The following is a 22,199-nucleotide window of genomic DNA, read 5'->3' as shown; positions in this document are numbered from 1 at the left end:
TTTGCGTTTACCTTGAATGCTTTTTGCTGATGAGCTAATCGTTAGGATGATGGTTGTTCAACACCCACGGAGCTTTCTTCTACGGTTGGCTCTTGCCCCGTTTTGCGTTTATATTTTCCTTCCCAATATGTCGCATTCTTAATGCCGAGTTTTACTGGGTTGAAAAGATACTCATCGACACCTTGTTTTTGTTGCTCTTCATAATCTTTGAGTGCTGCAATAGCTGGTTTAGCCATAAAGAAGATGATCAAAATCCCGACTATGTTTAGCCACGCCATCAAACCCACGCCCACATCACCCATTGCCCAAGCAAGGTTCGCGGTTCTCACTGTGCCGTAGAATACCGTTGCGATGATCACTACTTTAAGAAGGAACATCAGGCCATCGACTTTAAAGGTGCGGCGAATGTAAGCAATGTTCGTTTCAGCAATATAGTAGTATGCCAAGATCGTGGTAAAGGCGAAGAAGAACAGAGCAAACGCAACAAAAGGTTTACCCACGCCCGGTAGTGCGCTCTCAATCGCCATTTGGGTAAATACTGGGCCATTGGCACTAATATCCGCCGCGATGTTCTGTACTAAAAATGCACCTTCTGCGCCGCCGTGTACGTTATAAGCACCAGTGATCAGAATCATGAACGCGGTTGCGGAACAGACCAGCAAAGTATCAATGTAGATAGAAAAGGCTTGCACTAAACCTTGCTGCGCAGGGTGATCAACACTCGCGGCAGCCGCAGCGTGCGGTCCAGTACCTTGGCCTGCTTCGTTTGAGTAAACACCTCGTTTTACCCCCCAACCAATCGCAGCACCAATACCTGCCATTGGTGTGAACGCATCACCAATGATCATGGCAAAAATACGTGGTACTTCACTGATGTTAAGCAGGATGATAACAAACGCAGTAATGACATAGGCCAAAGCCATAAATGGCACCACGACCTGTGTGAAGTTAGCGATACGCTTAACACCACCAAAGATGATGAAAGCTAAAATAATTGACACTACGGTACCAGTAAAAATCTTAGCAAAAGTGAAGCTACCGATAGTGGTTTCAATGATTGGGCCAGCCCCAAAAGCCGCTTCTACGGCATTACCAATGCTGTTGGATTGCACGCCAGGTAAAAGCACACCACAGGCAAAGATGGTGGAAATGGCGAAGATCCATGCATACCATTTTTGTCCCATCGCTTTTTCGATGTAATAAGCGGGACCACCACGGAATTCACCTTCATCTTCTTCTTTATAAATCTGTGCCAGAGTTGATTCAGCATAAGCAGTCGCGGCACCAAAAAAGGCCACTACCCACATCCAGAAAATAGCACCAGGGCCACCAAAACCAATTGCTGCGGCTACGCCTGCAATATTACCCGTACCGACGCGTCCCGAAAGTGAAACGGCCAAAGCTTGGAAAGAGGATATCCCTTTGGTTGAGCTTTTTCCGGAAAGAAGAAGTCGCCACATTTCAAAAAAGTGACGGACCTGAACGAATCGGGTCACAATTGAGTAGAATAAACCCGCACCAAGGCATAAATAAATTAGCGCCGGGCTCCAGATTATTCCATTCAGAAAATCAACAAATGACTGCATATGCATTTCCCTGTTTTAGTAGTTTTGGTGAGTGTTGTGTTTGCTTTGTGGGCAACATATTAATCTTTTTGTAACTTAGATGTTAATTTATTTGTCTGTGAATAATCGTTAGCGTGATGAGGAACACAAAATGCTAATGAAATGTTAAATAATAGGTGGGTTAATTAGAATTGGCTAAAATTTCAGCGCATATGGGTTGGTCACCCGAAAGGTTGGAAATTAAATCCTCTCGGATGAATCATTATGCATAATAACTTTCCACTAAGGTTTAGCTAATAATAAGCATTTTCTATTGTGACTAGTTGATGAGGTAGCGAGAGAGATTCAACTCATGAATTGGTAAAGCACAAGTTTGCTCATTGACAATGTCGGCAAGAAGCTGTCCAGATCCGCAAGCCATCGTCCACCCTAAGGTTCCATGTCCGGTATTGGTGTAGAGGTTTTCAAATGGAGTGGAGCCTATAATCGGGGTCCCGTCAGGCGTCATTGGTCTAAAGCCTGTCCAGAATTCAGCTTGTGCTAAATCACCGCCTTGAGGAAAGAGATCGGTCACGACTTTTGCAATGGTTGCTTTGCGCGCATCAGGCAAGGCAGGATCAAACCCGGCTAACTCTGCCGTGCCCGCGACACGAATTCGATCCTCAAAACGAGTGATGGCCACTTTATATGTTTCGTCCATTACCGTTGAACGTGGGGACAGTTCGGCGTCGACAATCGGCAGCGTTAGTGAGTACCCTTTCACTGGATAAACAGGAATGGAGATACCCAATGGCGCAAGTAAAGCGGTAGAGTAACTGCCGAGTGCGACGACATATTTGTCTGCTTTTAGCTCACCTTTATCGGTTTGGACAGCGGTGATCTTTTTGCCTTCAGTGGTTAATGTTTTTATTTGTGTATCAAACAGAAATTGCACCCCACGGCTTTTCGCGAGCTCTGTTAATTGTTGGCAAAACAGATAGCAGTCCCCAGTTTCATCGTCGGGGAGGTACAAACCACCTCGCAATTTATCGCGTACAAGAGCAAGCCCCGGCTCTTGCTTAATGCACCCATCGACATCAAGAAGCTGATAACGAATCCCACTTTGCTCGAGTAGTTTGATGTCCTTTTGTATCGCTTGTAGCTGTTTTTCGCTGCGAAATACTTGCAACGTTCCAAGCCGACGGCCTTGATATTGCAGGTTATGTTGCTGATTCAGGTCAGCCAAACAAACGCGGCTGTAATTGGTAATCGCCAGCATTCTGGCTTTATTGATGTTGTAACGATCCTGTTGGCAGTTCAATAACATTTTACCCATCCACGCCAACAGATGTGGGTCGATAGACGGTTTTATTTTCAACGGTGCATGCTCTTCAAACAGCCACTTTAATGCTTTTTGTGGGATGCCGGGTGCAGCCCAAGGGGAAGAGTAGCCGTAAGATATTTGCCCTGCGTTAGCAAAACTGGTCTCTTTTGCACCTTGTGATTGGCGATCCACCACCGTTACTCGGTGGCCCGCTTGTGATAAATACCATGCGCTGGTTAGCCCGATGACGCCGCTACCTAAGACGATCACGTCCATGTTGTCTCCTTAAATCACCCTAGTGTGTTCTCTGAGCACATTCAGAGTCGGTGTAAATGTTCACATAATGGCAACATCAAACATCAAATTGAGTGGAAACACAATCACTAGCCCCTACACTTATTTTTATGTGGTGATGACAAAAGGGGCGGTAAATGAAGTCAGAGACAGGTCGATGCTGCTATCAAAACCCTGATGGTTGGTGTTGTGATCAACCTAGTGGTGAGTCTGGCCTTTGTTATTGGCATGACCCCAAAATAGATAAAAGTAATGACGACATCAAATCTCAGGTTGAACAATGGGCGGCCTCAGGTAAACCTTTAGATGGATTTCAGTTGGCTAAAGCAAATTTAGTCGATCTCAACCTCGTCAATCGGGGCCGTAAAACTGGCTATCAATGTCGGAACGCCGATTTTTATCGAGCAGATCTGACCAATGCTCACTTTTTTGGTTTGGATTTACGAGGTTCTTCTTTGATGAAGAGCAAGTTGGTGTGTGCTAACCTCCATTGCGCCAAATTGCAAAAAGTCAATTTGCTGGGGGCTGATCTTTCTCGCGCTAGGTTGGAAAATATTGAATGGGGAGAGGAGTTGAAGCAAGAGCAAGAAGCTAAAGTGGCCTTAAAAAAAGGAGAGTACAAGCAGGCTTGTGCACTATGGCAAGAAGCTGAGGAAGTGAGCAGGGGAGTTCGTAAGCAGTGTGAAAAGCAAGGCTTGTTCGAAATGGCCGGAACGTTTTTTAAAAAAGAGATGCGTTTCAGACGTTACCAAATGCCCAAGTTTAGTCTTCAGAGAATGTTGTCGAAAACCGTTGATTTGTTTTGCGGTTATGGGGAAGAGCCGTTAAGAGTGGTGTTATTTTCGCTTTTTGTCATTCTGGCCAGTGCAACGGCTTACTTTTTCTTAGGTACCACCTCTGCAAACCCGATCTATGATGATGTAACAGGGTGGACATTTTACTTATTAGAGTTTTTCAACGCGATCTATTTTAGTGTCGTCACCTTTACCACTTTAGGTTATGGCGATATCTCTCCAGTAGGTATTGCGCGATTTATTGCTGCATTGGAAGCCTTCTTAGGCAGTTTTACCATGGCACTATTTGTTGTGGTGTTCGTTAAAAAAATGACGCGTTAGAACTCACTCGAAGTGAACTCTCAGCGCTGAGTATGTTTGTGCTTCAAAACTGCATAAATCATTAAAGCAAAGGCAATCGCAGCGGCCACCCAAATCCAGTAACGGTGCGCGGAATAAAAAGCACTGATTTGGTGAAGATGTACAAACGCAAAATGGGTGAGTAAACCAAAGACCGCGACCCAAACCGTGGTGGCAAGCACGTTACCCAGTAAAAATACTCTGATGGGCATTTTCGCTACTCCGCAGGCTAATGGCATGAATTGTTTCATCCCCTCAACAAAGCGACTGATGATTAAGCAAATCGGGCCGTATTTTTGAATAGCGCTTTGCAGTTTTTGAAATTTAGCCCCTGAAATATAGCCTTTTTTATCCAACCAACCTTCAAAATAATAGCCGAGCAGATAGCCGCAACTGTTACCAATAAAGCAGCTTAGCCACGATATAATCATAACCAGCGAGAAATTCATTACGCCATTGGATGACAAAATGGACGCGGCAATCATGAGCGATTGGCCGGGCATCGGAATGCCAATCCCTTCGAAAAAGATGCTGATGATCAGTGCTAGGTAGCCGTACTGTTCCAATAATGGCTGCATTGAGAGGATTAGTTGATTGATAGGTTGCAAAGCGAGTATCCACCATCGAAAGTTTGAGGTTATTTAATACGCTGGTTCTTGGTTTGAATCAACGTCATCGTGTGATAATGCCCATTTCTTGGCCCTTAAAATCGAATACGTTGTGGTTAGTACCTTCAAATTAGCTGAAAATCATCAGCAAATTTGTTGTGGTTTCTATGTTCTTTTGGCGTAGTACACTGCTTAAAAATCAAGAGGAGTTTTTTATGTTTCATGCCCATGTTTATTTTGAGCTCGCAGAGCAAGCGAAAGCACAACGCGTACAACAAAAAATTGCCCAACAACGACATGATGTACAAGCCATGTTTGGCTTAGTACCAAGGCTTGTTGGCCCGCACTTAAAGCCGATGTTTGAAGTACACCTTGCTGACAATAGCCACGGATTTATTGAGTGGCTAGATGAACATCGGGAAGGTCTTAGCGTGTTGATCCATCCGGTTTCTGGAGACGATAGGTATGACCATTCTGAGGGACAAGTTCTGTGGTTAGGAGAGACTTTAGGAGTGAACTTGGCCGTATTACGTTAGAGGATGCCTATCAAATTAATAGCCACAGTGAATTAGTGTTTAATGCTCATCTTGTCTAGTCTTTACATGAAGCAACAGAGCACAATAATTATGGCAAGGTTTTAAATAAAAAAGTTTTTCGACCAAGTCGTGACTGCTGGCACATTACCTCCCGTTGTTATTGCATATACATAATGTTGTTCTAAGTTTTGTTGCATTTGAATTTAATACAGAGAATGTTCAGTCAATATCGACTGTGCTGAGTATTTTTAGAATAAATCAAGCACACTTAAATAGCCGCAGTAATGCGAAGCAAGGAGAACGCAATGGAGAATAAAGGTATGAATTCGGGCGGTAAATGCCCTGTCATGCACGGCGGAGTAACTTCTGCTGAACTATCGAACATGGATTGGTGGCCAAAATCACTGAATCTTGACATTCTTCACCAGCACGACGTGAAAACCAACCCAATGGGTGCGGATTTTAATTACCGCGATGCGCTAAAAACATTGGATGTTGATGCCTTGAAAAAAGATCTCAAAACACTGATGACCAATAGCCAAGAGTGGTGGCCTGCCGACTGGGGGCATTACGGCGGTTTGATGATCCGCATGGCATGGCATTCTGCAGGTACTTACCGAATTGCAGATGGTCGAGGTGGTGCGGGCTCTGGCAACCAGCGTTTTGCTCCGCTTAACTCGTGGCCTGATAACGCCAATTTAGATAAAGCTCGTCGCTTATTGTGGCCAATCAAACAAAAATACGGCAACAAAATCAGTTGGGCGGATCTGATGATCTTGGCGGGTAATATGGCTTATGAATCCATGGGGCTTAAAACCTTTGGTTTCGCTTTTGGTCGTGAAGATATTTGGCACCCAGAAAAAGACACTTATTGGGGCTCAGAAAAAGAGTGGCTAGCGCCAAGTGGCGGAGAAAATAGCCGCTATTCCGGTCAGCGCGATCTAGAAAACCCGCTTGCTGCCGTGATGATGGGCCTGATTTATGTAAACCCTGAAGGCGTTGACGGTAATCCAGACCCGCTTAAAACCGCACATGACATGCGCGTTACTTTTGAGCGGATGGCAATGAATGATGAAGAAACCGTGGCGCTGACAGCGGGCGGGCATACGGTGGGTAAAGCGCATGGTAATGGTAGCGCTGCGAACTTAGGGCCAGATCCTGAAGGGGCGGACTTGCACGAACAAGGCTTGGGTTGGAATAACCATACCAGCCGCGGCATTGGCCGTAATACGGTCACCAGTGGTATTGAAGGTGCATGGACTACACACCCAACCCAGTGGGATAACGGTTTCTTCCACCTGCTATTTACTTACGAATGGCAACTAACGAAGAGCCCAGCCGGTGCGTGGCAGTGGGAGCCAATCAACATCAAAGAGGAAGATAAACCGGTTGATGTGGAAGACCCAAGCATTCGCTATAACCCGATGATGACCGATGCCGATATGGCGCTGAAGATGGATCCTGAATATCGCAAGATCTCAGAGCGTTTCTACAAAGACCCAGCGTATTTCTCTGAAGTATTTGCTCGTGCTTGGTTTAAGCTTACTCACCGCGATATGGGGCCTAAAGCGCGCTACTTTGGCCCTGATGTTCCGGCCGAAGATCTCATTTGGCAAGATCCCATCCCCGCAGGTCGTAAAGATTATGATGTGGATGCGGTGAAAGCGAAAATTGTGGCCAGCGGCTTAAGCATCAGTGAGATGGTCAGCACCGCATGGGATAGTGCTCGAACTTTCCGTGGTTCCGATAAACGTGGTGGCGCTAACGGTGCACGCATTCGCTTAGCTCCTCAAAAAGATTGGCAAGGTAATGAGCCAGAAAGACTCAGCAAAGTGTTGGCTGTTCTGGAGAAAATTGCCGCTGATGCGGGTATTAGCATCGCCGATACCATTGTTTTGGCGGGTAACGTCGGTGTTGAACAAGCGGCCAAAGCGGCAGGCGTTAATATTACTGTGCCTTTTACTGCGGGACGTGGTGATGCAACGCTTGAACAAACGGATGTGGAATCGTTTGATGTGCTTGAGCCACTGGCGGATGGTTTCCGTAACTGGCAAAAGAAACATTACGTGGTTAACCCAGAAGAGATGCTGCTAGATAAAGCGCAACTATTGCGCCTGACCGCCCCAGAAATGACCGTATTGATTGGTGGATTGCGAGTGCTCGGTACAAACTATGGCGGCAGTCAACATGGTGTATTGACAGACCGTGTTGGGGCGTTGACTAACGATTTCTTCGTTAACCTCACCGACATGAATTACACTTGGAAGCCAACAGGCCGTAACTCTTACGATATGGTTGAGCGTAAGAGCGGTAAAACAAAATGGACAGCGACTCGTGTTGATTTGGTGTTTGGCTCAAACTCCATTTTGCGCTCATACGCTGAAATTTACGCGCAGGACGATAACAAAGAGAAGTTCGTCAAAGACTTTGTCGCTGCTTGGACCAAAGTCATGAACGCCGATCGCTTCGACGTGTTGTAAGCTATCTCCACTCAGTAATCTTGATATTAAGGCCCTCTTAGCGAGGGCCTTGTTGTGCCTCGGTTTTCTCTAAATGGCTTTTTCTAAAAGACTGGTCTCTAAAAAACGAGTGTTTCTAAAAACAGACGGAACCTAAAAACAGATGGTATCTAAAAAATAGAGGGCATCTAGGAAGCATCGCACAGCGATATATTTTATTGTAATTCCAAGTGCGCCAGTGTTTTGAAGTGCTTGAAGGTTTCGCATTGCGACAGACTTTTACCTAATTTTTTATTAATCAGCACTTGGAAAAGATCATACAGCCCCATCGCCTCTTCATAGTCACATTTACTTAAGGCTAGGAAAAAGATCAGATAGGCCTTTTCACCATTACCCCATTCAATTCCACGCGGTGCAGCGACGGTGTAAACCATCGAACGTTTAGCAAAGAGTTCAATCGAGTGAGGTAGAGCAATGTATTCGCCCATCATGGTTGAAACCAAACTCTCTCGCTCTTGCAGTGAAGCTCGGTATCCTTCCTCTACCAACTCTGTTGATTCAAGATGCGAGCAAACCTGTTCAAAGAGGTGTGATTGCTCAATGACGTCATCAAGGTAGAGAAATTGAGCCTTGGAAAAATACTTATCCAAAAGATAAGAGTGCGTGCGATCAACCAACACTTGTTTGCCCAGTTCTTCCAATTGATGTTGGGTAGGGAAGGGGTCAACCACAAAGCTCTGAATCTCTCTATTGGCTAAGGGCATGGTGGTAATAATGAGGTCCGCTTGCGTGGCATCAGCGGTGATCAACTGTTCAGGGGAATAAACCGTTTTCATATCCAATTGCGGATACTGGCGGCGGATGATCGCTTCTAGCCCAAGTGTTGCGGCATTACCGGCGTCGCAATACAGGAGCGCTTTGGGTGTACGGTGACCTAAATGGTAATTACGTTCAAGCCCCACACCAATGTGAATCACAAGATAGCCTATTTCGTGCTGTGTCATGCAGTGACCCGTCTCTCTGATCCAGTCTGCGATGGCCGATAAGGTAATACTGTAAGCGAGTGGGTAGTGCTGTTTGATATGCTCGGCCAATGGGTTAATTGTGGCGACATGATGTTTGACACGAATGATCATATGGCAGACGTGGTTGTGAAGATCGCGGCGTAATAGCGCATCGTCACGCACATCGTAAGGGTAATTTTGATAGATATAATCAAAGATGTGAGTGACTAGAGCATCGGCTTCATGCCGTACACCTTGGCTAAGGAGTGCTTGATTCGTCGCAATTCTCGCTTGAATGTGAATCGCCAAGGCGGCAATTTCATGGTTATTGGCGGGTAACAGCATCGGTAGCGCAGAAAATAACGCTTTGGCAATTGGTAGCGTCGTTTCATGAACATCGTTTTTAGAAAATTCGGTAAGCTCTTTGCCACACGCGAGCCTGTGCAGTGTGACGGCAGCATAAAGGGTTAACCAACGCAGCCCAATATCATTGATATAGAGTGTATGGTTGGTCAACACTTCACGAAAGCGCGCTGCAAAAATTTGCTGAGATTTTTCAGGGAAAATCGTACTAATAAAGCCCAGAGCTTGTTTTGTCTCTTTTTGTTCGATGTAGATAAGTTGGGTTAAACGGGAGCGAATCGCCATTTCTGGGCCTTGGATCAGCATGCCCAAACGAGGTTTACTTTCAATCGATAAACCAAACGTGGCCAGTTGGCTGCGTACATCAACCATATCATTTTGAATAACGGTACGGCTTAGATTCCATGTCTCGGCCAATTCGTCAATTTTTACGCCTTGTTCTGCCGTTAATAGCAGTACTTGAATCTGGATGATGCGCTCTTTACTGGTCCTTGGAATCGTTTCTGCATTTTGCACCCTCGACAAAAAATGCTCGAAAGTTGATGGGTTGTAGATATTGAGTTGGTAACCGGAACCGCGCTGGTGGAGAAGATGCGCGCCATGATTGACCATCACATTATTGAGCAGCGCGACATCGGTGCGTATGGTGCGTGTCGAAACATTAAGCCGTTGCGCAAGTTCGTCCTGAGTCAAAGGCGAGGCGGATACAGCATCCAACAGATGAATTAGGCGAGGGTGCGGTAGCTTGTACATCATCGATTCCCATTCCAGCATGAACAGCGCTATCTAAAAGGTAAAATGCACTAAAGGCAATAGATAGCCAACGCTTTGTTATGCCGGAGCACATGCTCCGGCGTCGGAGTTATGAATGTGCTAGTTGTTTTTGAGTCATGGCCAGCAGGGTTTTCACATCCTCGGGGCGAGTCTGTCCGGTCTCTTCATCGATGATTGAGCTATAAATGTGTGGAATGACTTTTTCGACTCCAGCATCGAGAGCGATGCGTAAAATCTCTTCAAAGTTGTTTAGATCAATACCACCCGTTGGCTCTAACCAAAAGTGGTGACGAGCACAGGCGTTGGCAACTTCTTGGTACTCAGCTTTGCATTTTAGCCCCTGCATTGGGAAGAATTTGACTGAGCTGCAGCCCATATCTTGCAACATGGCAATCGCCGTATCAACGGGAACAACCGCTTCTTCCATACCTGAACTTTTCGGGCCAGTTGAGATTTTAACCAAGCCAACAGTGCCTGATGGTGAAATCAAACCATTCACGATGGTGTGATTTTGACCTAGAGCTTGACGCGTAGCCCCCACACCAGTAAAGACTTGATTGACATGCTGAGGTTGTAGTATTCCGGCTAAAGCCGTCACCATATCCGATTGTTTTGGATCCCCTGCGCCAAGGCCAATCGATAAAGCATTCTCGATTTTTTCAGCGCACGCTTTCATATCAGCCGCAGCGCTTGCGGTATCTGGGTAATCTTTCGAGAGCATACCGACCAACACATGGCCTTCTGCGGCTTGGTAGACTTCAATCGCATTATGATGAGAGCCCGCCAGCACATTGAGACATACACGGTCAGCGTAAAAATTAGGGCTTAAAGACATTCTAATGACTCCTGATTCAGTTGGTTCATGGCGCTAAGAATAAGTTCAAGTTGATGAGATGAAACACTGCGGACATCAAATTCCACAGAACCTTCATTGGATTTGTAAGCGCGGCAGTAAATCGCTGGGTTACCATTTTGGAGGCGTGTGACGGCTTCATTAGCGCTGATACCAAATTGTTTGGCATCAAAACTCACTTCTGCACGTGCGATATCTCGGCCTGCACTGTCCCAAACCACGCGCGCGCTTATCCCTTCAATACGGTTTAACCCCTCGATAAATGGCGTCATTTTATCCACCATTTGTTGGCCGGTTTCTTGTTGGCGGCTTAAGTACAACTCAATGGCATGCGTTAGGCCTAAAATGCCTTCTTTACCGACTTTCATGGCACGGCCAATACCTGCAGATTGCTGCTTAACCCATTCCACATATTGATGTTTCCCAATCACTAAACCGCTGGTTGGGCCTTCAATCGCTTTCGCACCACTGTAGATCACCAGATCAGCCCCTTGCTGATAATAGAGTTGTAGATCCTCTTCTGCTGCTGCATCAACAATCAACGGAAGCTGGTGGTCTTGAGCCACTTTGGCCGCTTGTGCCACGGTTAACATGCTTTTTTGCACGCAATGGTGCGATTTAATGTAGAGAATGGCGGCGGTATTGGGGGTGATTGCCGCGGCTAATTGTTCTGCGCTGCATTCATTAGCCCAACCGGCCTCAATCAGGTTACCGCCGCCAAGATTTACCATGCTGCCAACCGGGGCACCATAATTGACGTTATGCCCTTTGGGGATCACAATATCCGTTGCGATCGGGTGCGTTTTTGCATGCAGATGCTCAAGCAGATAAGGGTTACCACGCACAATGACTGCCGCGACACTCTGGGCAATTCCCGCTGAAGCGCATGAGACCACGACTGCATTTTCAACTTGCAGCAAACGAGCAATATATTGGCCAGTTTTGTTCACCAAGTCGCTCATTTCAAAGTAGTTGTTCATCCCAAAACAGACAGTCTGTTCCACTTCGGGTTGCGGAGTAGAAACACCAAGAGCTGTCATACGGCCAGATGCGTTGATCACTTGTTTCAAGTGATATTTTTCAAGAATGGAAGACATAATGCTGTTGTCCTTGTTCAGTCAATACAAGCTTGCCGTCAATAATGGCAGCAAGAGGCGTAAATCTCTGTTGTCCAGTTCGATGTTGGTGATGAGTATCGGTGTAGTTAACCGACGCTTTATTGATTGTGTAGAGCGTTAAATCGGCATCATAGCCTGCAATTAAGTGCCCCTTTTTCGCTAGGCGAAGTGCTTGCGCTGCTTGACTCGTCACGCGCTCAATGATCTGCTCATGGGATAATCCGAGCGTAAAAAACATCGACATCAGGTGGGCAAGACCGTAAACCGGGCCATTGAGCCGGTTCTTACAGTAAATGTCAGAACTGATCGTATCGGGCAAAATCCCTTGTGCGATGGCCTGCTCAGCCACCTCAAAACTGAAACTGGCACTGCCGTGGCCGATATCAAGTTTCATGCCTCGAGCTCTGGCCTGCTGAACGCTGCTTTTTATTTCCCCATGACAATCAAGAATGCGGTTAGGCTTGCCATTAAAGCAGTGAGTGAGAATATCGCCTTTGCCCAGCAGAGCGACAATCTCATCCAAATCTGGCGGCGCATTACCGACGTGCACCATCAATGGAACGCAGCCGCATTGCTGCTGTAATGCTTTGGCTGCATGAAGTGGCATTAAGCCATTGTGGCCGACAACACTACCGCTCATGCGTGCTTTTAAGCCGACAATAAATTCGGGATGACGAAGCAGTGCTTGCTTTGCGCTATCTAGATCAATGTCGTTAGCATCGGCCAGTTCATTTTGGCGCAACAAGCCAATTTTCGAGATGTTAAGTAGTGCGTGCACATGGGTTGTGCATTGCGCTGCAAGCTGCGCAAAATCATCCACATCGTTTGCGCCTGTGCTGCCCGCATCAATGACAGTCGTCACGCCACCGGACACCCCAACGTTATCGGGGTGGTCGTTATAAATCGGCGAGTTCGGATAGCAGTGAGTGTGGCCGTCAATCCAACCAGCACTGACAAAAACGTCATGATCTAAATCGATGGTCTGTTTTGCCAATGAACCAGCAAGATCGCCCACCGCCGCTATTTTGTTGCCCTGAAGGGCGATATCGATACTACACCCACCCGCTTGTTGGGCATTTTTGATCAGGATGTCATACATAATTTGCATCTCACGCTCTTCGCTCATCGGCGCGAAGAGCGATTCTCAGTAGAATTTAAACCCCAGCTTGTTTTACAGTGCGATAGGAAAAAGAGCTCCTAACGCCATCGCTCCGAGAATGGCACCACCCGTAATCGGTTTACCCCACACATAGAAAATCAATGCGCCACCTAGAGAGCCGATTCCAATTGGGATAGAAGCGGCCATCGCAGATAAAATGATCAATGGTCCAAGAAAACGGCCGGAGCTATTACCTGCTCCCATCATCACATCAGCCCCGTAGGTTGAATCGCTTTGGTTAATGGTGAATTTACGTGCCAGCACAATTAAGCCACCAATCGCCAAACCAGCGAGCATGCCTGTGATTAACGAAGCGGTGAAATTTTCAAGAGGATAAACAATGCCAGCACCCAGTAATAAAGCTGGAATCCCTAAACCCACACCCGTTTGCACCGCGCCACCGATATCCAAAATGCCCACGAGCGAACCTTCAATGATGCGTGCAAACAGAAAGCTTGCACCAAAAGCGGCCACCGCACCGTACGCGCCTGTATCCATCCCTGCTCGCAGCATGGACACAAACGCCACCTCGTTAAAAGCACCGACACCGTATAAGTAGTACATGTGCGTTCCGGCAAAAACCCCGGCTGAAAGCAAGCCCACGAAAATCGGGAAAGACCAGTCGGCATACCAAAAGTTGTTTTTCATTTTTTCGTCCATGGTCAACTCCTTATTTGCCACTGATCATGAGATGGATATTTTCAAGCCACAAAGGAACTTGCATATGGAAAGCTTCGATAAATTTCATGTCGAACCCGCGGAAGAAAGCACTTAACGCAAACAGTGCAATAATCGCCGCCATCATGATCTGGGTTACTTTGTTCCAACCACTCTCTTCAACACCTTTACCAATCAAAATACCCAGCACCAAACCAGGAACGGCGTTGCCCATAATCATCTGAGCTAAACCACCAAAGATAGTGGCCCAAAAGCCCGATTTTTTACCCGCTTCAATTGCCGCTAGCCAGAAAATAACCGGCATGACGGTATTCACCAGTAAGTTTGCCGCAGGTACTAATACCTTTACCGCCGTGACTTGCAGCGCCGCAGGAACGGCCGCCGCCGTTGAGTTAAGAAACGCAACCACAATCGCACCGATAATGGCGCAAGCAATGCCCATTCGTTTTGGATCATGCAAGGTAGTGGCAAGGTCGCGGTTTTTTATCATCAGCGCCGCCGCGCCCCAGTTCGGGATGATGCGGTGGTCAACATCTTGAGTGAATGCCCCTGCCGCAACCGTTGAGGCCCAAGCATTAAAGAAGAATCCAAGCCCAAAAGAGAAGTGAGAGGCAGGGTCGCCTTCACACGAGTTCAACTCTCCCAGAGTACGAAATGCACCCATACCTTGGATAGTTGGAGCATGGAACATCCTTGCCGCGCCTACTCCAACGCCGATACCGACTAAGCCACCAATGATGATGGACTTAAAGAGAATGATAAGAAACATGTCAGGGATCCTTATAGTGACCTGTTAACGTTTGAAATCGACCTGTTCCACATCGATGTGGGTCAGGCTGACCGTAACCTCTAGCTTGACGCTGTATTGGCGTCGATCTCTTGCAAGAAAGAAGAAAAGGAATTTCTCTCGCTTTACTTTCTCTTCTGCTTGCAAAACGTTGACGTCTAACGGCTCAATCCGGAGGAGGACTTTTGCGTTATTCTTAAGTAACGTGGGTTGTACTTGGCTTAAAGCCGCAGCAAAAGCCTGCTGCTTTGTTTCGCCCTTGCCACTCACGGTTACCTTAGTGGTTAACTGCTCTTTCATGCTTTGACGCCATGCTTAGCCACAAACGCCTTCACCAGTTTTTCGCCCAGCTCTTCTTTATCCATAAAGCCGAAACCCAAAACCACACAGCCTTCATTGATCGCGGTTATCCCTTCCTCAACAGAGCGCATTCCATAACGGCATTGATAGCCATATTTTGTTTGCGCTGTGATAGCACCTGCGCCGCCGCTGCCGCAAAAAGAGATCCCTAAATCGGCTTGCTGCTGTTGCATGACATCACCTAACTTCATGTCTGCGGCCATGCCGGGAATAACCGTCACTTCAGCGCCTGCCGCTTGAGCACCGGCTCCTACTTTCTGACCTTTGCCCATGCGATCACCAATAACGACTTTGATTACTGACATGTTGTTTCTCCTGCTGTTGGGTTTAATTCGTTTTCTTTAGCTACTTCAAAATGGACCGAAAGCAGATGCGCTTCTTCATAAGCGAGGTTCTCCATCCAACGACACACTTGCTCGGCCAAGGTGAAACAAATAGGAGAGATTTCATCAAACATCTCCATATCGAGTTCAGGTAACGATTCACCGCTAAATGAGCGCCAAACCATCGCTTTGATGTGTGTTTCGAGCATTTTTTTCTGTAGCGAATCGGGGTAGATAGCGTGTGAATTAAGCAAGGCAATGGCTCGTTCGGTGAGCGACAAGCCAAGCTCTATAATCTGTGCATCATCCATGCTAATGGGTTGAGAGTTTTGCACCGTGGGATTCTCCAAATGTTTAGCTTGGAGAAGAAAATAGCGTAAAAGGGAGCAAGGGTGGATAAGCCCTATTTCCACTTCCAAATGGAAATAAACCGTGGCCAGTAACATTCGCGCGGTTTTATGTGATGTGTGAATAAGATTTATGGGAATAAATGCGCTGAAAAGGTGATTTGAATCGCTATTTCAAGCGCAAATTTATCGTCTCTTTATTTGCTGCATGTCACAAAACAACTGGTGGTTATTTTGGTTTTATGTTTATTTTCCCAATCGAGCGTCAGGAAGCACGCAATATTAACGGAGGATAGCTTTGAGCCGAGCAAAAGTACGCATGCTGTCGGTTGCGAGCATGGGAGCGTAGTCAGCGTTTTGTGCCTCAAGTTGATAATGGTTTGGTCCTATTTTGCGTACTACGCGTAGCAAGTAGTGGTTATCACCCGTTTCATCTTGAGTTTCAATCGCCATGACCAGATTAGAAATTGAACCTGCGCTCTTTGGTGTGACCCATTCAAGTAGTAGTAAATCACCATCTTGAATCGGGTTTTTACCTCCATTCATTGAATTACCTGAAGCGGGGGCAATGAAATGTCTTGTTGGGTCAAGCTTACCGTAACCATCGGCGACTAAATATTGATCTTGAGTATCATGAGTACCTTGCTTGAAATGACCGCAAGCAATTTTTAGATCGGGGTAGAGGGGCAAATAGGTACCTTTTTCGCTTGCTTGGCTTGGTAACGGAAGGATCTTGGCCGAAGTTTGGATTGGCTTCGAGTTTGAATGTGCTTCTTGCTTACTGACTCGCTGTATGTATTCGGCAAAACGCAAATCGACAAGTTCTTGAATAAGATCATGAAGCTGTGGCAAATCGGCATTGTCTACAGCAAAAGTGGGTAAAAAGCGATGATTATCCACCTTAAACCATGCATGGCCAGAAGAGTCTGGGCTTGTAAATGCTTTGACTGGGTTTCGATTCCAGTAATTTAGCCATTCGGATCCTGTTGCGCTAAATTGCTTGGCTTGTTCGGTGAGATCTCGTCGCATTAAATCAGGTCTACGTGATAGCACTTTATGACTTTGAATCGCTAGCTCATTCAATGTTGGGGGCTTTCGCAAACCATCAAGCTCTAATAGTACTTCAAGTAAAACGGCTTTAAAGCATTTGCTCATCGCTGTGATTTCGACTGCTTTGAGCAAAAACTCGTCATATTTCGTCAGTCGTTGAGTCAGTGCTAAGTCACTTTCTTGGTCTGCCACGAACCTAAACCAACTTTTCATCGAGCGGCGTACTTTACTGAGATCATAGCCATGGTGGAAAAATTCGGCGGCACTTGGTCGGTGTGCGAGCTGATGCTTGAGATCTTGGTAATCTTCAGCCGCAGTTGAACGTATCTGTTTTGCTAAGGTTTGCCAAAATTGCAGCAGTTGTGGATCAAAGTTGACATAGCAACCAGCCGCTAACGAAGTGGTTTGGTTGGTCGTTTTGACTATTTCTTTCAGTGAACCCACATTGAGTAGGGTTGCGGGCCGATTTAAAAATGAAGAGTGATTACCGATAAAATCTAACACCATTAATTGCTGTTTACCTGTACTCGGAGATTGGCGCAAACCGCGGCCTAATTGCTGTAAAAAGAGTATTTTTGATTCGGTGGGACGAATCATCAAAATGGTATCAATCGCTGGTAGATCGGTTCCTTCATTGAACAGGTCGACAGAAAAAAGAATGTCGATACTTCCTTCATTCAACTGTTTTAAGGCGTCGTTTCGACGTATTTGAGAGTCACTATAGACGGCGATAGCGCGAATGCCTTGTTTGGAAAAGTATTTCGCCATGTAATCGGCATGACGTTTAGAAATACAGAAAGCTAATGTGCGCTGTTGTTTTCTGTCAAACCAATGTTGATAAATATGTTCGGCACGCTGCTTGGTTGCAAATGCACTGTCCAAAGCTGTGGGGTCAAATTTGCCATTGCGCCAAGGGATTTCTTGATAATCGACGAATTGATCGTAAATACCGTAGTAATGAAATGGCACTAAAATTTTTTCATCAATGCCATGCACCAAGTTACGCTCAAACACTAAATTGTTGTCGCAAAGCGATAATATATCGGCTTGATCAGAGCGCTCGGGTGTTGCGGTTAAGCCTAAAAGAAACACTGGTTGGAAATAAGCGAGTAAATCTCGGTAACTACGCGCACTCGCGTGATGAAATTCATCGACAACAATATAGTCAAAATCATCGGCTTTGAAGCGCGCTAACTGCGCTTTTTTACCTAAGGTGGCGACTGAAGCAAAAAGATAATCAGCTTCCTCTGTTTTTTCAGCTCCGTTGTATAAGCCAGTTTTAGCGTTAGGTATTAATTTACTAAATGTGCTTTCAGCTTGAGTCAGAATCTCTTCTCGATGGGCCACAAACAAGACGCGTTTTGCTTGCATCTGTTGAGCATCAAAAGCGGCTAACCATGTTTTTCCCATTCCAGTCGCTAAGACAACCAAGCCACGTACATAGCCTTGCTCACGGCTCTGGTTTAGCGCTGATAAAGCCAACACTTGCATTGAGTTTGGGGTAGGTATCTCCGGTGCTTCATCGGCTCCATCCAACAGTGTTAATGAACGTTGCATTGACAGTTTTTTGTAGCGCAGTAAGTAGTCGTCTATCCAGTGATGGGAGAGAGCCATACTCTGTTCATGAGAAAAAATAGCTGAAAACTGCTCACGAATATATTCAAATTCTTGCGCTGCGGGTGAAGTGGCTGGTTGCTCAAAATCGTGGCGTAAAGCCCACTCATAGCTTTGTAGTAATGCTGTTTTACTGATGTTATTTGAACCGATCCAAGCACACCCTTCACTGATGATCCCTTGTTCTGTTTTAACAAAAATGTAGGATTTCATATGAAAGCTATGTTGACTTTCACAAGTAAAAATACGGCATTGCGCTCCACGTTCCGCCAATATCATAAGGCGTCGTAATGCGACTGGGTGGGTTATTGCTAGATAGTCCGAAGTCAGTAATTTGAGTGAGGCTCCACTTTTTAGAGCGTCAAGAATAGGGTCAAATAGTAAATCCAATCCGGAAGGTTGAACGAAAGAAACCGAGATCTCTATTTCACTAGCGTGGTTAATGGCTTGGATTAACTTAGGAAGTAGCGGGTCTTGTTTCCCTCCCGCACTTAATTTTGGACCGCTATATAAAGTGGCTAGACCCTTGTTTCTATGAGCGCTCATCGCTCTTCACTTTTTATTAAAATAGCATTCAACCACTGTTCGTTTTGGCGATCCGCTCTTAAATCATTGGTTATCCAGATTTTTGCCATATTCAATGGGGCATGAGCGATCCATTGTGCTAAACGTTGTTCATCACCGTTGGTAAATCGACGGCCATCACGTTCCACTTCCCCTGTCCCATATTTAAAAGAACAATATAGAGGGGCTAATGGTTTTAGCTGAGAAGCTAAATGAGTAAAGGTATCTGGAAGATCCAACTCACCAACATGCAGTAACGATGCGCAAGCCCAAATACCATCAAAAGATTGATCACTTTGAAAATCAGCAAAGGTTGAAACGGTGACCGGAATTTGAAGCAGTTGAGATGCTAAGCTTGCTAATTCTTCACTGGCGTCAAATGCCACCACTTTATAACCCTGCTCAATGAAACTTTTTGCATCTCTGCCAGAACCACAACCAGCATCAAGGATGATGCCCCCTTTTGGAATATGGGGCGTAAAGTGTTCCATCAGCGAATGGGTATCTACTTCTTTGGTTGATGCAAAAAACAGTTGGGCATTTTGGTTGTAGAACTCGATAGACATAATCGCTCCTCAAAGTGAACGCTATTCTAACTATCTAATACCAAAGGCTCAATTGATTGCAGTACAAGTGTGATCAACTGAGTTGTTTTAAGTTTTTCGTGCGCAGACAGCTAGCCTAAAATCGCCATAGAACTCAAGTGATGTTCTATTCAATAAGAATGACTAATTAACCATTAATGTTATTAATTTCACTTATTCCACAGAGGGCTTTACTCTGCACTTCGGCTTCAATTTGAATGAGAAAGAAAAATATGACAGCGATTACTGATTTAGAGGTTTTACTGCAATCCATGTCACCCGAGTTGGTGGGCGGAAGTTATGTGTTTTGTACTGTGCAAGGGGCATTAGCCGATTATTTGCATTTAGAACCCGTGGCGACATTTCAAGAGCGTGAAGGGCTGACCTTGGTCGTTGAGCAGCAAAAGGCCATTGCGGCGCAGCTCGATTTTGAATCGGTATTCAGCTTAATTACGCTGACGGTTCATTCAAGTTTAGAGGCGGTGGGTTTAACGGCCGCTTTTGCAACTAAGCTAGCTTCGTATGGCATCAGCGCTAATGTGATGGCGGGTTATTATCATGACCATATTTTTGTGCAACAAGAGAAGGCAGAAAAGGCGATGGCAGCACTCAAAGAGTTCGCACAATAATGATTTCCTTGCTACCTGCAACTCCAAGTTGTTTGGTTATAAATATTCAAAATAGCATAGTTTGATGCAACCAATCGGTTAAGTGTAGAGGATAAGTGTATGAGTAATATGGTAATGAAAGTGAAGACGGCATCTGGTCGGCAAGTGACCTATCACCGGAATTTAACGGCGCTGCGCCAGTCGTTTGACCAAGCTGGGATTCGTTACCAGTTGATTGAGACGAAAGTGGTTGCGGTTCGTTCTCCTCGCTGAATGAGTTAGCGTACGTCAGTTAATTTTCATTCAGGGATGATTGAATGTGTCAAAAGGGGAGTGGTGATGCGTTTGTTGAGTTTGCAGTTTTGTTTCCAAAATTGAGAAACATATTTTCGAGAATAAGCGTGTATTGATAAGAGTCTTTTCTAGGATTTATACCGAATGCCGTGATATTATCCTGCGCCCAACGGCTAGGTGGTGGGTTTATAAACCACTACTGGCCTTATTAGTAGCAGATAGTTTCATTGTTGTGGATGATGATTCTATGTAAAAAGAGACCATATTTTGCTTGATATATTACGCGAAGTATTAGGATGGACATCTGTCGCATTCTATATATCACTCACTATTTTTAATTCGATGAAGTTTACTCGCTATGCTGCATTTGCTTCGGCTGCGAATGACATTGCTTGGTCAATTTTGATGGGCTGGTGGCCTAAAGTCATCCTTAACCTGTCGGTTGGTGCCATTAACGCATATCGATATGTGAAAGATTTTACTAACACCAGCAAAATGGTGATCAATTCTGCTGCGGCTTTGATGGCGAGCGGTATTCTTTATATTGCTTATGTGGCCGTAAGCAGCTTTATCAATAACCCCACACTTGCCGAAGCCTTGCAGTTTGGCGATCTCGCGTTAATTTTGTTGGCACTGTATATGACTGACCTGAAAAGGTTCCGTTTGCTTATGTTCTTATCGGGGTTTGTTGGTATGGCTGCCTATTTCGGTAACCCACAAATGATGATTATCAAAGCGTTGGTTATTGGCATTATGGCTTACAAGCTTTTCCGCGCCGATAAACTCACGACAGTCGCTACCCATCAGCAACAAACGAATGCATAACTGCGGGTGTGTAAACTGACCTCCGCATTTGTACAAGAGAAACATCAGGGTGGCGTCCTAAGTTGAGATTGGCGCGCCTTCTATTTATTAAGCGATAGTCATTGAGCTGCCATTATTTAGAGCTACTTGGTAAAATCATCAATTTCCTGCTTCAAAAGGAACTGAACCCGCGTCCATGTATTCCTAAATCATTTAAAAATACTAGCTTGTTATAGCAATTCAATCTAAAGCAAGAGCGCTGATACTGAACATTTTACTCACCATCTATCAATAGCGATTATCCAGTGAACATGACGCGTATGAAGAGAATGATTATCGGATCGCATTGTTACGCGAGTTGGCTGATGAAGTGTATCTAAACAGAGGAAGACGTTATTCGACCGGAGATTTACATGAGTTGGCGGACAAACTAGAAGCGTGTAACGAGGAGATCATTGAGTGCAAAAGCTTGGCATGTAAGAAGTGCAATCGCAAATTCAAGATCGAAAGAGTGAACGATATCGTCTCTGCGATGAAGCTAGAACAGGAACATGGGTTTGAATTTGAATATGGTATCTACACCATATTGCAGTATTCTCATTGTGTGAGCGCGTATGAGTTCGTTAACTATGATGTACCGAAGGATAAAGACCGTGTTCGACAAGTTTTGTCAAGGTGTGGAATTTCCGGTCCTGTAGTTGGATCTTTTGAGCTCGATTTTCATGAACAACCTCAAAGGTGGTTGCCGCATTACCATCTTCTAATTCGTAAAACAGGCAATGAAGACGCTATCAGCAAGCTAAAAAGCTGTATGCATAAGCTGCATCCTAAGAATATAAAGAAAAACAGGTGCGCTAGACCATTTATGGAACAAAAGTTAAACGACCCACATAAGCAACTCAGCTATATCTATAAATTAGCAAGCTTTGAAGTTAGAGACTACAAGACTCATTCTGGTAATAGAATTACTCATAAGCATCGTCTAAATAAGTTATTGTTTTGTGAGTTGATCTGCTC

Annotated in this window: 20 protein-coding genes and 2 pseudogenes; 7 read left to right on the top strand and 15 right to left on the bottom strand. The window is 45.4% G+C overall.

Features of this window, described 5'->3' with window-relative positions; translation table 11 throughout:
- Window positions 1–41 precede the first annotated feature (41 nt).
- Window positions 42–1,586, bottom strand: coding sequence for an alanine/glycine:cation symporter family protein (locus tag AACU59_RS01380; protein WP_017043180.1), 1,545 nt, complete (start codon window positions 1,584–1,586; stop codon window positions 42–44).
- Between the two features lie 298 nt (window positions 1,587–1,884).
- Window positions 1,885–3,144, bottom strand: coding sequence for a D-amino acid dehydrogenase (locus tag AACU59_RS01375; RefSeq protein WP_094144567.1), 1,260 nt, complete (start codon window positions 3,142–3,144; stop codon window positions 1,885–1,887).
- Between the two features lie 155 nt (window positions 3,145–3,299).
- Here AACU59_RS01375 and AACU59_RS01370 point away from each other — a divergent pair, with 155 nt between their 5' ends.
- Window positions 3,300–4,277 (top strand): ion channel, encoded by a 978-nt coding sequence (locus AACU59_RS01370; RefSeq protein ID WP_094128320.1) that lies wholly within the window; start codon window positions 3,300–3,302, stop codon window positions 4,275–4,277.
- Window positions 4,278–4,297: 20 nt separating this feature from the next.
- Here AACU59_RS01370 and AACU59_RS01365 read toward each other — a convergent pair whose 3' ends face one another.
- On the bottom strand, window positions 4,298–4,903 hold the full coding sequence (locus AACU59_RS01365; RefSeq protein WP_094144568.1) for a DedA family protein: 606 nt from the start codon (window positions 4,901–4,903) through the stop codon (window positions 4,298–4,300).
- Window positions 4,904–5,118: 215 nt separating this feature from the next.
- Here AACU59_RS01365 and AACU59_RS01360 point away from each other — a divergent pair, with 215 nt between their 5' ends.
- Both AACU59_RS01360 and katG read left to right on the top strand, forming a co-directional pair.
- Window positions 5,119–5,439: a DOPA 4,5-dioxygenase family protein gene (locus AACU59_RS01360; RefSeq protein ID WP_094144569.1), complete on the top strand. Its 321-nt coding sequence runs from the start codon at window positions 5,119–5,121 to the stop codon at window positions 5,437–5,439.
- A gap of 305 nt (window positions 5,440–5,744) precedes the next feature.
- Window positions 5,745–7,919, top strand: coding sequence for a catalase/peroxidase HPI (gene katG, locus AACU59_RS01355; RefSeq protein ID WP_094144570.1), 2,175 nt, complete (start codon window positions 5,745–5,747; stop codon window positions 7,917–7,919).
- 194 nt (window positions 7,920–8,113) lie between these two features.
- Here the strand turns inward: katG and AACU59_RS01350 are convergent, their stop codons facing one another.
- The 11 genes from AACU59_RS01350 to AACU59_RS01300 all read right to left on the bottom strand — a co-directional run bounded on the left by AACU59_RS01350 (window position 8,114) and on the right by AACU59_RS01300 (window position 19,458).
- On the bottom strand, window positions 8,114–10,039 hold the full coding sequence (locus AACU59_RS01350; RefSeq protein ID WP_237666587.1) for a BglG family transcription antiterminator: 1,926 nt from the start codon (window positions 10,037–10,039) through the stop codon (window positions 8,114–8,116).
- Window positions 10,040–10,127: 88 nt separating this feature from the next.
- Entirely contained in the window at window positions 10,128–10,874 is a 747-nt protein-coding gene (dagF, locus tag AACU59_RS01345; RefSeq protein ID WP_094144572.1) for a 2-dehydro-3-deoxy-phosphogluconate aldolase, read from the bottom strand.
- Window positions 10,865–11,989, bottom strand: coding sequence for a DgaE family pyridoxal phosphate-dependent ammonia lyase (locus AACU59_RS01340; protein WP_017049433.1), 1,125 nt, complete (start codon window positions 11,987–11,989; stop codon window positions 10,865–10,867). The genes dagF and AACU59_RS01340 overlap by 10 nt, the downstream gene beginning before the upstream one ends.
- A complete protein-coding gene (locus AACU59_RS01335) occupies window positions 11,973–13,136 on the bottom strand; it encodes an amidohydrolase/deacetylase family metallohydrolase (RefSeq protein ID WP_094144573.1) in 1,164 nt (387 codons plus the stop codon). The genes AACU59_RS01340 and AACU59_RS01335 overlap by 17 nt, the downstream gene beginning before the upstream one ends.
- A 45-nt stretch (window positions 13,137–13,181) precedes the next feature.
- A complete protein-coding gene (locus tag AACU59_RS01330) occupies window positions 13,182–13,829 on the bottom strand; it encodes a DUF4310 family protein (RefSeq protein WP_064624573.1) in 648 nt (215 codons plus the stop codon).
- Between the two features lie 10 nt (window positions 13,830–13,839).
- Window positions 13,840–14,616, bottom strand: a complete 777-nt coding sequence (locus tag AACU59_RS01325) for a DUF4311 domain-containing protein (protein ID WP_017045612.1) — start codon at window positions 14,614–14,616, stop codon at window positions 13,840–13,842.
- A 24-nt stretch (window positions 14,617–14,640) separates the two neighbouring features.
- Entirely contained in the window at window positions 14,641–14,934 is a 294-nt protein-coding gene (locus AACU59_RS01320) for a DUF4312 family protein (RefSeq protein WP_010320376.1), read from the bottom strand.
- Entirely contained in the window at window positions 14,931–15,299 is a 369-nt protein-coding gene (locus tag AACU59_RS01315) for an SFCGS family glycine-rich protein (protein ID WP_019281179.1), read from the bottom strand. The genes AACU59_RS01320 and AACU59_RS01315 overlap by 4 nt, the downstream gene beginning before the upstream one ends.
- On the bottom strand, window positions 15,290–15,652 hold the full coding sequence (locus AACU59_RS01310) for a transcriptional regulator (RefSeq protein WP_228209387.1): 363 nt from the start codon (window positions 15,650–15,652) through the stop codon (window positions 15,290–15,292). The genes AACU59_RS01315 and AACU59_RS01310 overlap by 10 nt, the downstream gene beginning before the upstream one ends.
- A gap of 294 nt (window positions 15,653–15,946) precedes the next feature.
- Window positions 15,947–18,874, bottom strand: a complete 2,928-nt coding sequence (locus tag AACU59_RS01305) for a DEAD/DEAH box helicase family protein (protein ID WP_094144574.1) — start codon at window positions 18,872–18,874, stop codon at window positions 15,947–15,949.
- On the bottom strand, window positions 18,871–19,458 hold the full coding sequence (locus AACU59_RS01300) for a class I SAM-dependent methyltransferase (protein ID WP_047688972.1): 588 nt from the start codon (window positions 19,456–19,458) through the stop codon (window positions 18,871–18,873). The genes AACU59_RS01305 and AACU59_RS01300 overlap by 4 nt, the downstream gene beginning before the upstream one ends.
- 251 nt (window positions 19,459–19,709) lie before the next feature.
- Here AACU59_RS01300 and AACU59_RS01295 point away from each other — a divergent pair, with 251 nt between their 5' ends.
- The 3 genes from AACU59_RS01295 (at window position 19,710) to AACU59_RS01285 (ending at window position 21,203) form a co-directional block, all read left to right on the top strand.
- Window positions 19,710–20,105 (top strand): ACT domain-containing protein, encoded by a 396-nt coding sequence (locus AACU59_RS01295; protein ID WP_170899430.1) that lies wholly within the window; start codon window positions 19,710–19,712, stop codon window positions 20,103–20,105.
- Window positions 20,106–20,204: 99 nt separating this feature from the next.
- The gene (locus AACU59_RS01290) at window positions 20,205–20,357 is read left to right on the top strand and encodes a hypothetical protein (protein WP_013857464.1); all 153 of its coding nucleotides are present in this window, start codon (window positions 20,205–20,207) and stop codon (window positions 20,355–20,357) included.
- 288 nt (window positions 20,358–20,645) lie between these two features.
- Window positions 20,646–21,203: a hypothetical protein gene (locus AACU59_RS01285; RefSeq protein ID WP_013857463.1), complete on the top strand. Its 558-nt coding sequence runs from the start codon at window positions 20,646–20,648 to the stop codon at window positions 21,201–21,203.
- Between the two features lie 16 nt (window positions 21,204–21,219).
- Here AACU59_RS01285 and AACU59_RS01280 read toward each other — a convergent pair.
- A pseudogene (locus AACU59_RS01280) lies at window positions 21,220–21,342 on the bottom strand (integrase); the annotation flags it as partial.
- 351 nt (window positions 21,343–21,693) lie between these two features.
- On the opposite strand from AACU59_RS01280, the pseudogene AACU59_RS01275 reads away from it, so the two are divergent.
- Window positions 21,694–22,199 (top strand): annotated as a pseudogene (locus AACU59_RS01275) (hypothetical protein); the annotation flags it as partial.

Source organism: Vibrio sp. V23_P3S9T160, from assembly GCF_963886625.1.
Taxonomy (GTDB): Bacteria; Pseudomonadota; Gammaproteobacteria; order Enterobacterales; family Vibrionaceae; genus Vibrio; species Vibrio anguillarum.
Note: the sequence above shows the minus strand (reverse complement) of the source record. Positions and strands in the feature narration are given on the sequence as shown.

What these genes read in the sequence shown, in the direction of transcription:
- AACU59_RS01315 (WP_019281179.1), bottom strand. Translation starts at nt 15,299, where the DNA reads ATGTCAGTAATCAAAGTCGTTATTGGTGATCGCATGGGCAAAGGTCAG.
- AACU59_RS01360 (WP_094144569.1), top strand. Translation starts at nt 5,119, where the DNA reads ATGTTTCATGCCCATGTTTATTTTGAGCTCGCAGAGCAAGCGAAAGCA.
- AACU59_RS01375 (WP_094144567.1), bottom strand. Translation starts at nt 3,144, where the DNA reads ATGGACGTGATCGTCTTAGGTAGCGGCGTCATCGGGCTAACCAGCGCA.
- AACU59_RS01340 (WP_017049433.1), bottom strand. Translation starts at nt 11,989, where the DNA reads ATGTCTTCCATTCTTGAAAAATATCACTTGAAACAAGTGATCAACGCA.
- AACU59_RS01300 (WP_047688972.1), bottom strand. Translation starts at nt 19,458, where the DNA reads ATGTCTATCGAGTTCTACAACCAAAATGCCCAACTGTTTTTTGCATCA.
- dagF (WP_094144572.1), bottom strand. Translation starts at nt 10,874, where the DNA reads ATGTCTTTAAGCCCTAATTTTTACGCTGACCGTGTATGTCTCAATGTG.
- AACU59_RS01295 (WP_170899430.1), top strand. Translation starts at nt 19,710, where the DNA reads ATGACAGCGATTACTGATTTAGAGGTTTTACTGCAATCCATGTCACCC.
- AACU59_RS01380 (WP_017043180.1), bottom strand. Translation starts at nt 1,586, where the DNA reads ATGCAGTCATTTGTTGATTTTCTGAATGGAATAATCTGGAGCCCGGCG.
- katG (WP_094144570.1), top strand. Translation starts at nt 5,745, where the DNA reads ATGGAGAATAAAGGTATGAATTCGGGCGGTAAATGCCCTGTCATGCAC.
- AACU59_RS01320 (WP_010320376.1), bottom strand. Translation starts at nt 14,934, where the DNA reads ATGAAAGAGCAGTTAACCACTAAGGTAACCGTGAGTGGCAAGGGCGAA.
- AACU59_RS01290 (WP_013857464.1), top strand. Translation starts at nt 20,205, where the DNA reads ATGAGTAATATGGTAATGAAAGTGAAGACGGCATCTGGTCGGCAAGTG.
- AACU59_RS01305 (WP_094144574.1), bottom strand. Translation starts at nt 18,874, where the DNA reads ATGAGCGCTCATAGAAACAAGGGTCTAGCCACTTTATATAGCGGTCCA.
- AACU59_RS01350 (WP_237666587.1), bottom strand. Translation starts at nt 10,039, where the DNA reads ATGCTGGAATGGGAATCGATGATGTACAAGCTACCGCACCCTCGCCTA.
- AACU59_RS01330 (WP_064624573.1), bottom strand. Translation starts at nt 13,829, where the DNA reads ATGGACGAAAAAATGAAAAACAACTTTTGGTATGCCGACTGGTCTTTC.
- AACU59_RS01325 (WP_017045612.1), bottom strand. Translation starts at nt 14,616, where the DNA reads ATGTTTCTTATCATTCTCTTTAAGTCCATCATCATTGGTGGCTTAGTC.
- AACU59_RS01335 (WP_094144573.1), bottom strand. Translation starts at nt 13,136, where the DNA reads ATGAGCGAAGAGCGTGAGATGCAAATTATGTATGACATCCTGATCAAA.
- AACU59_RS01370 (WP_094128320.1), top strand. Translation starts at nt 3,300, where the DNA reads ATGAAGTCAGAGACAGGTCGATGCTGCTATCAAAACCCTGATGGTTGG.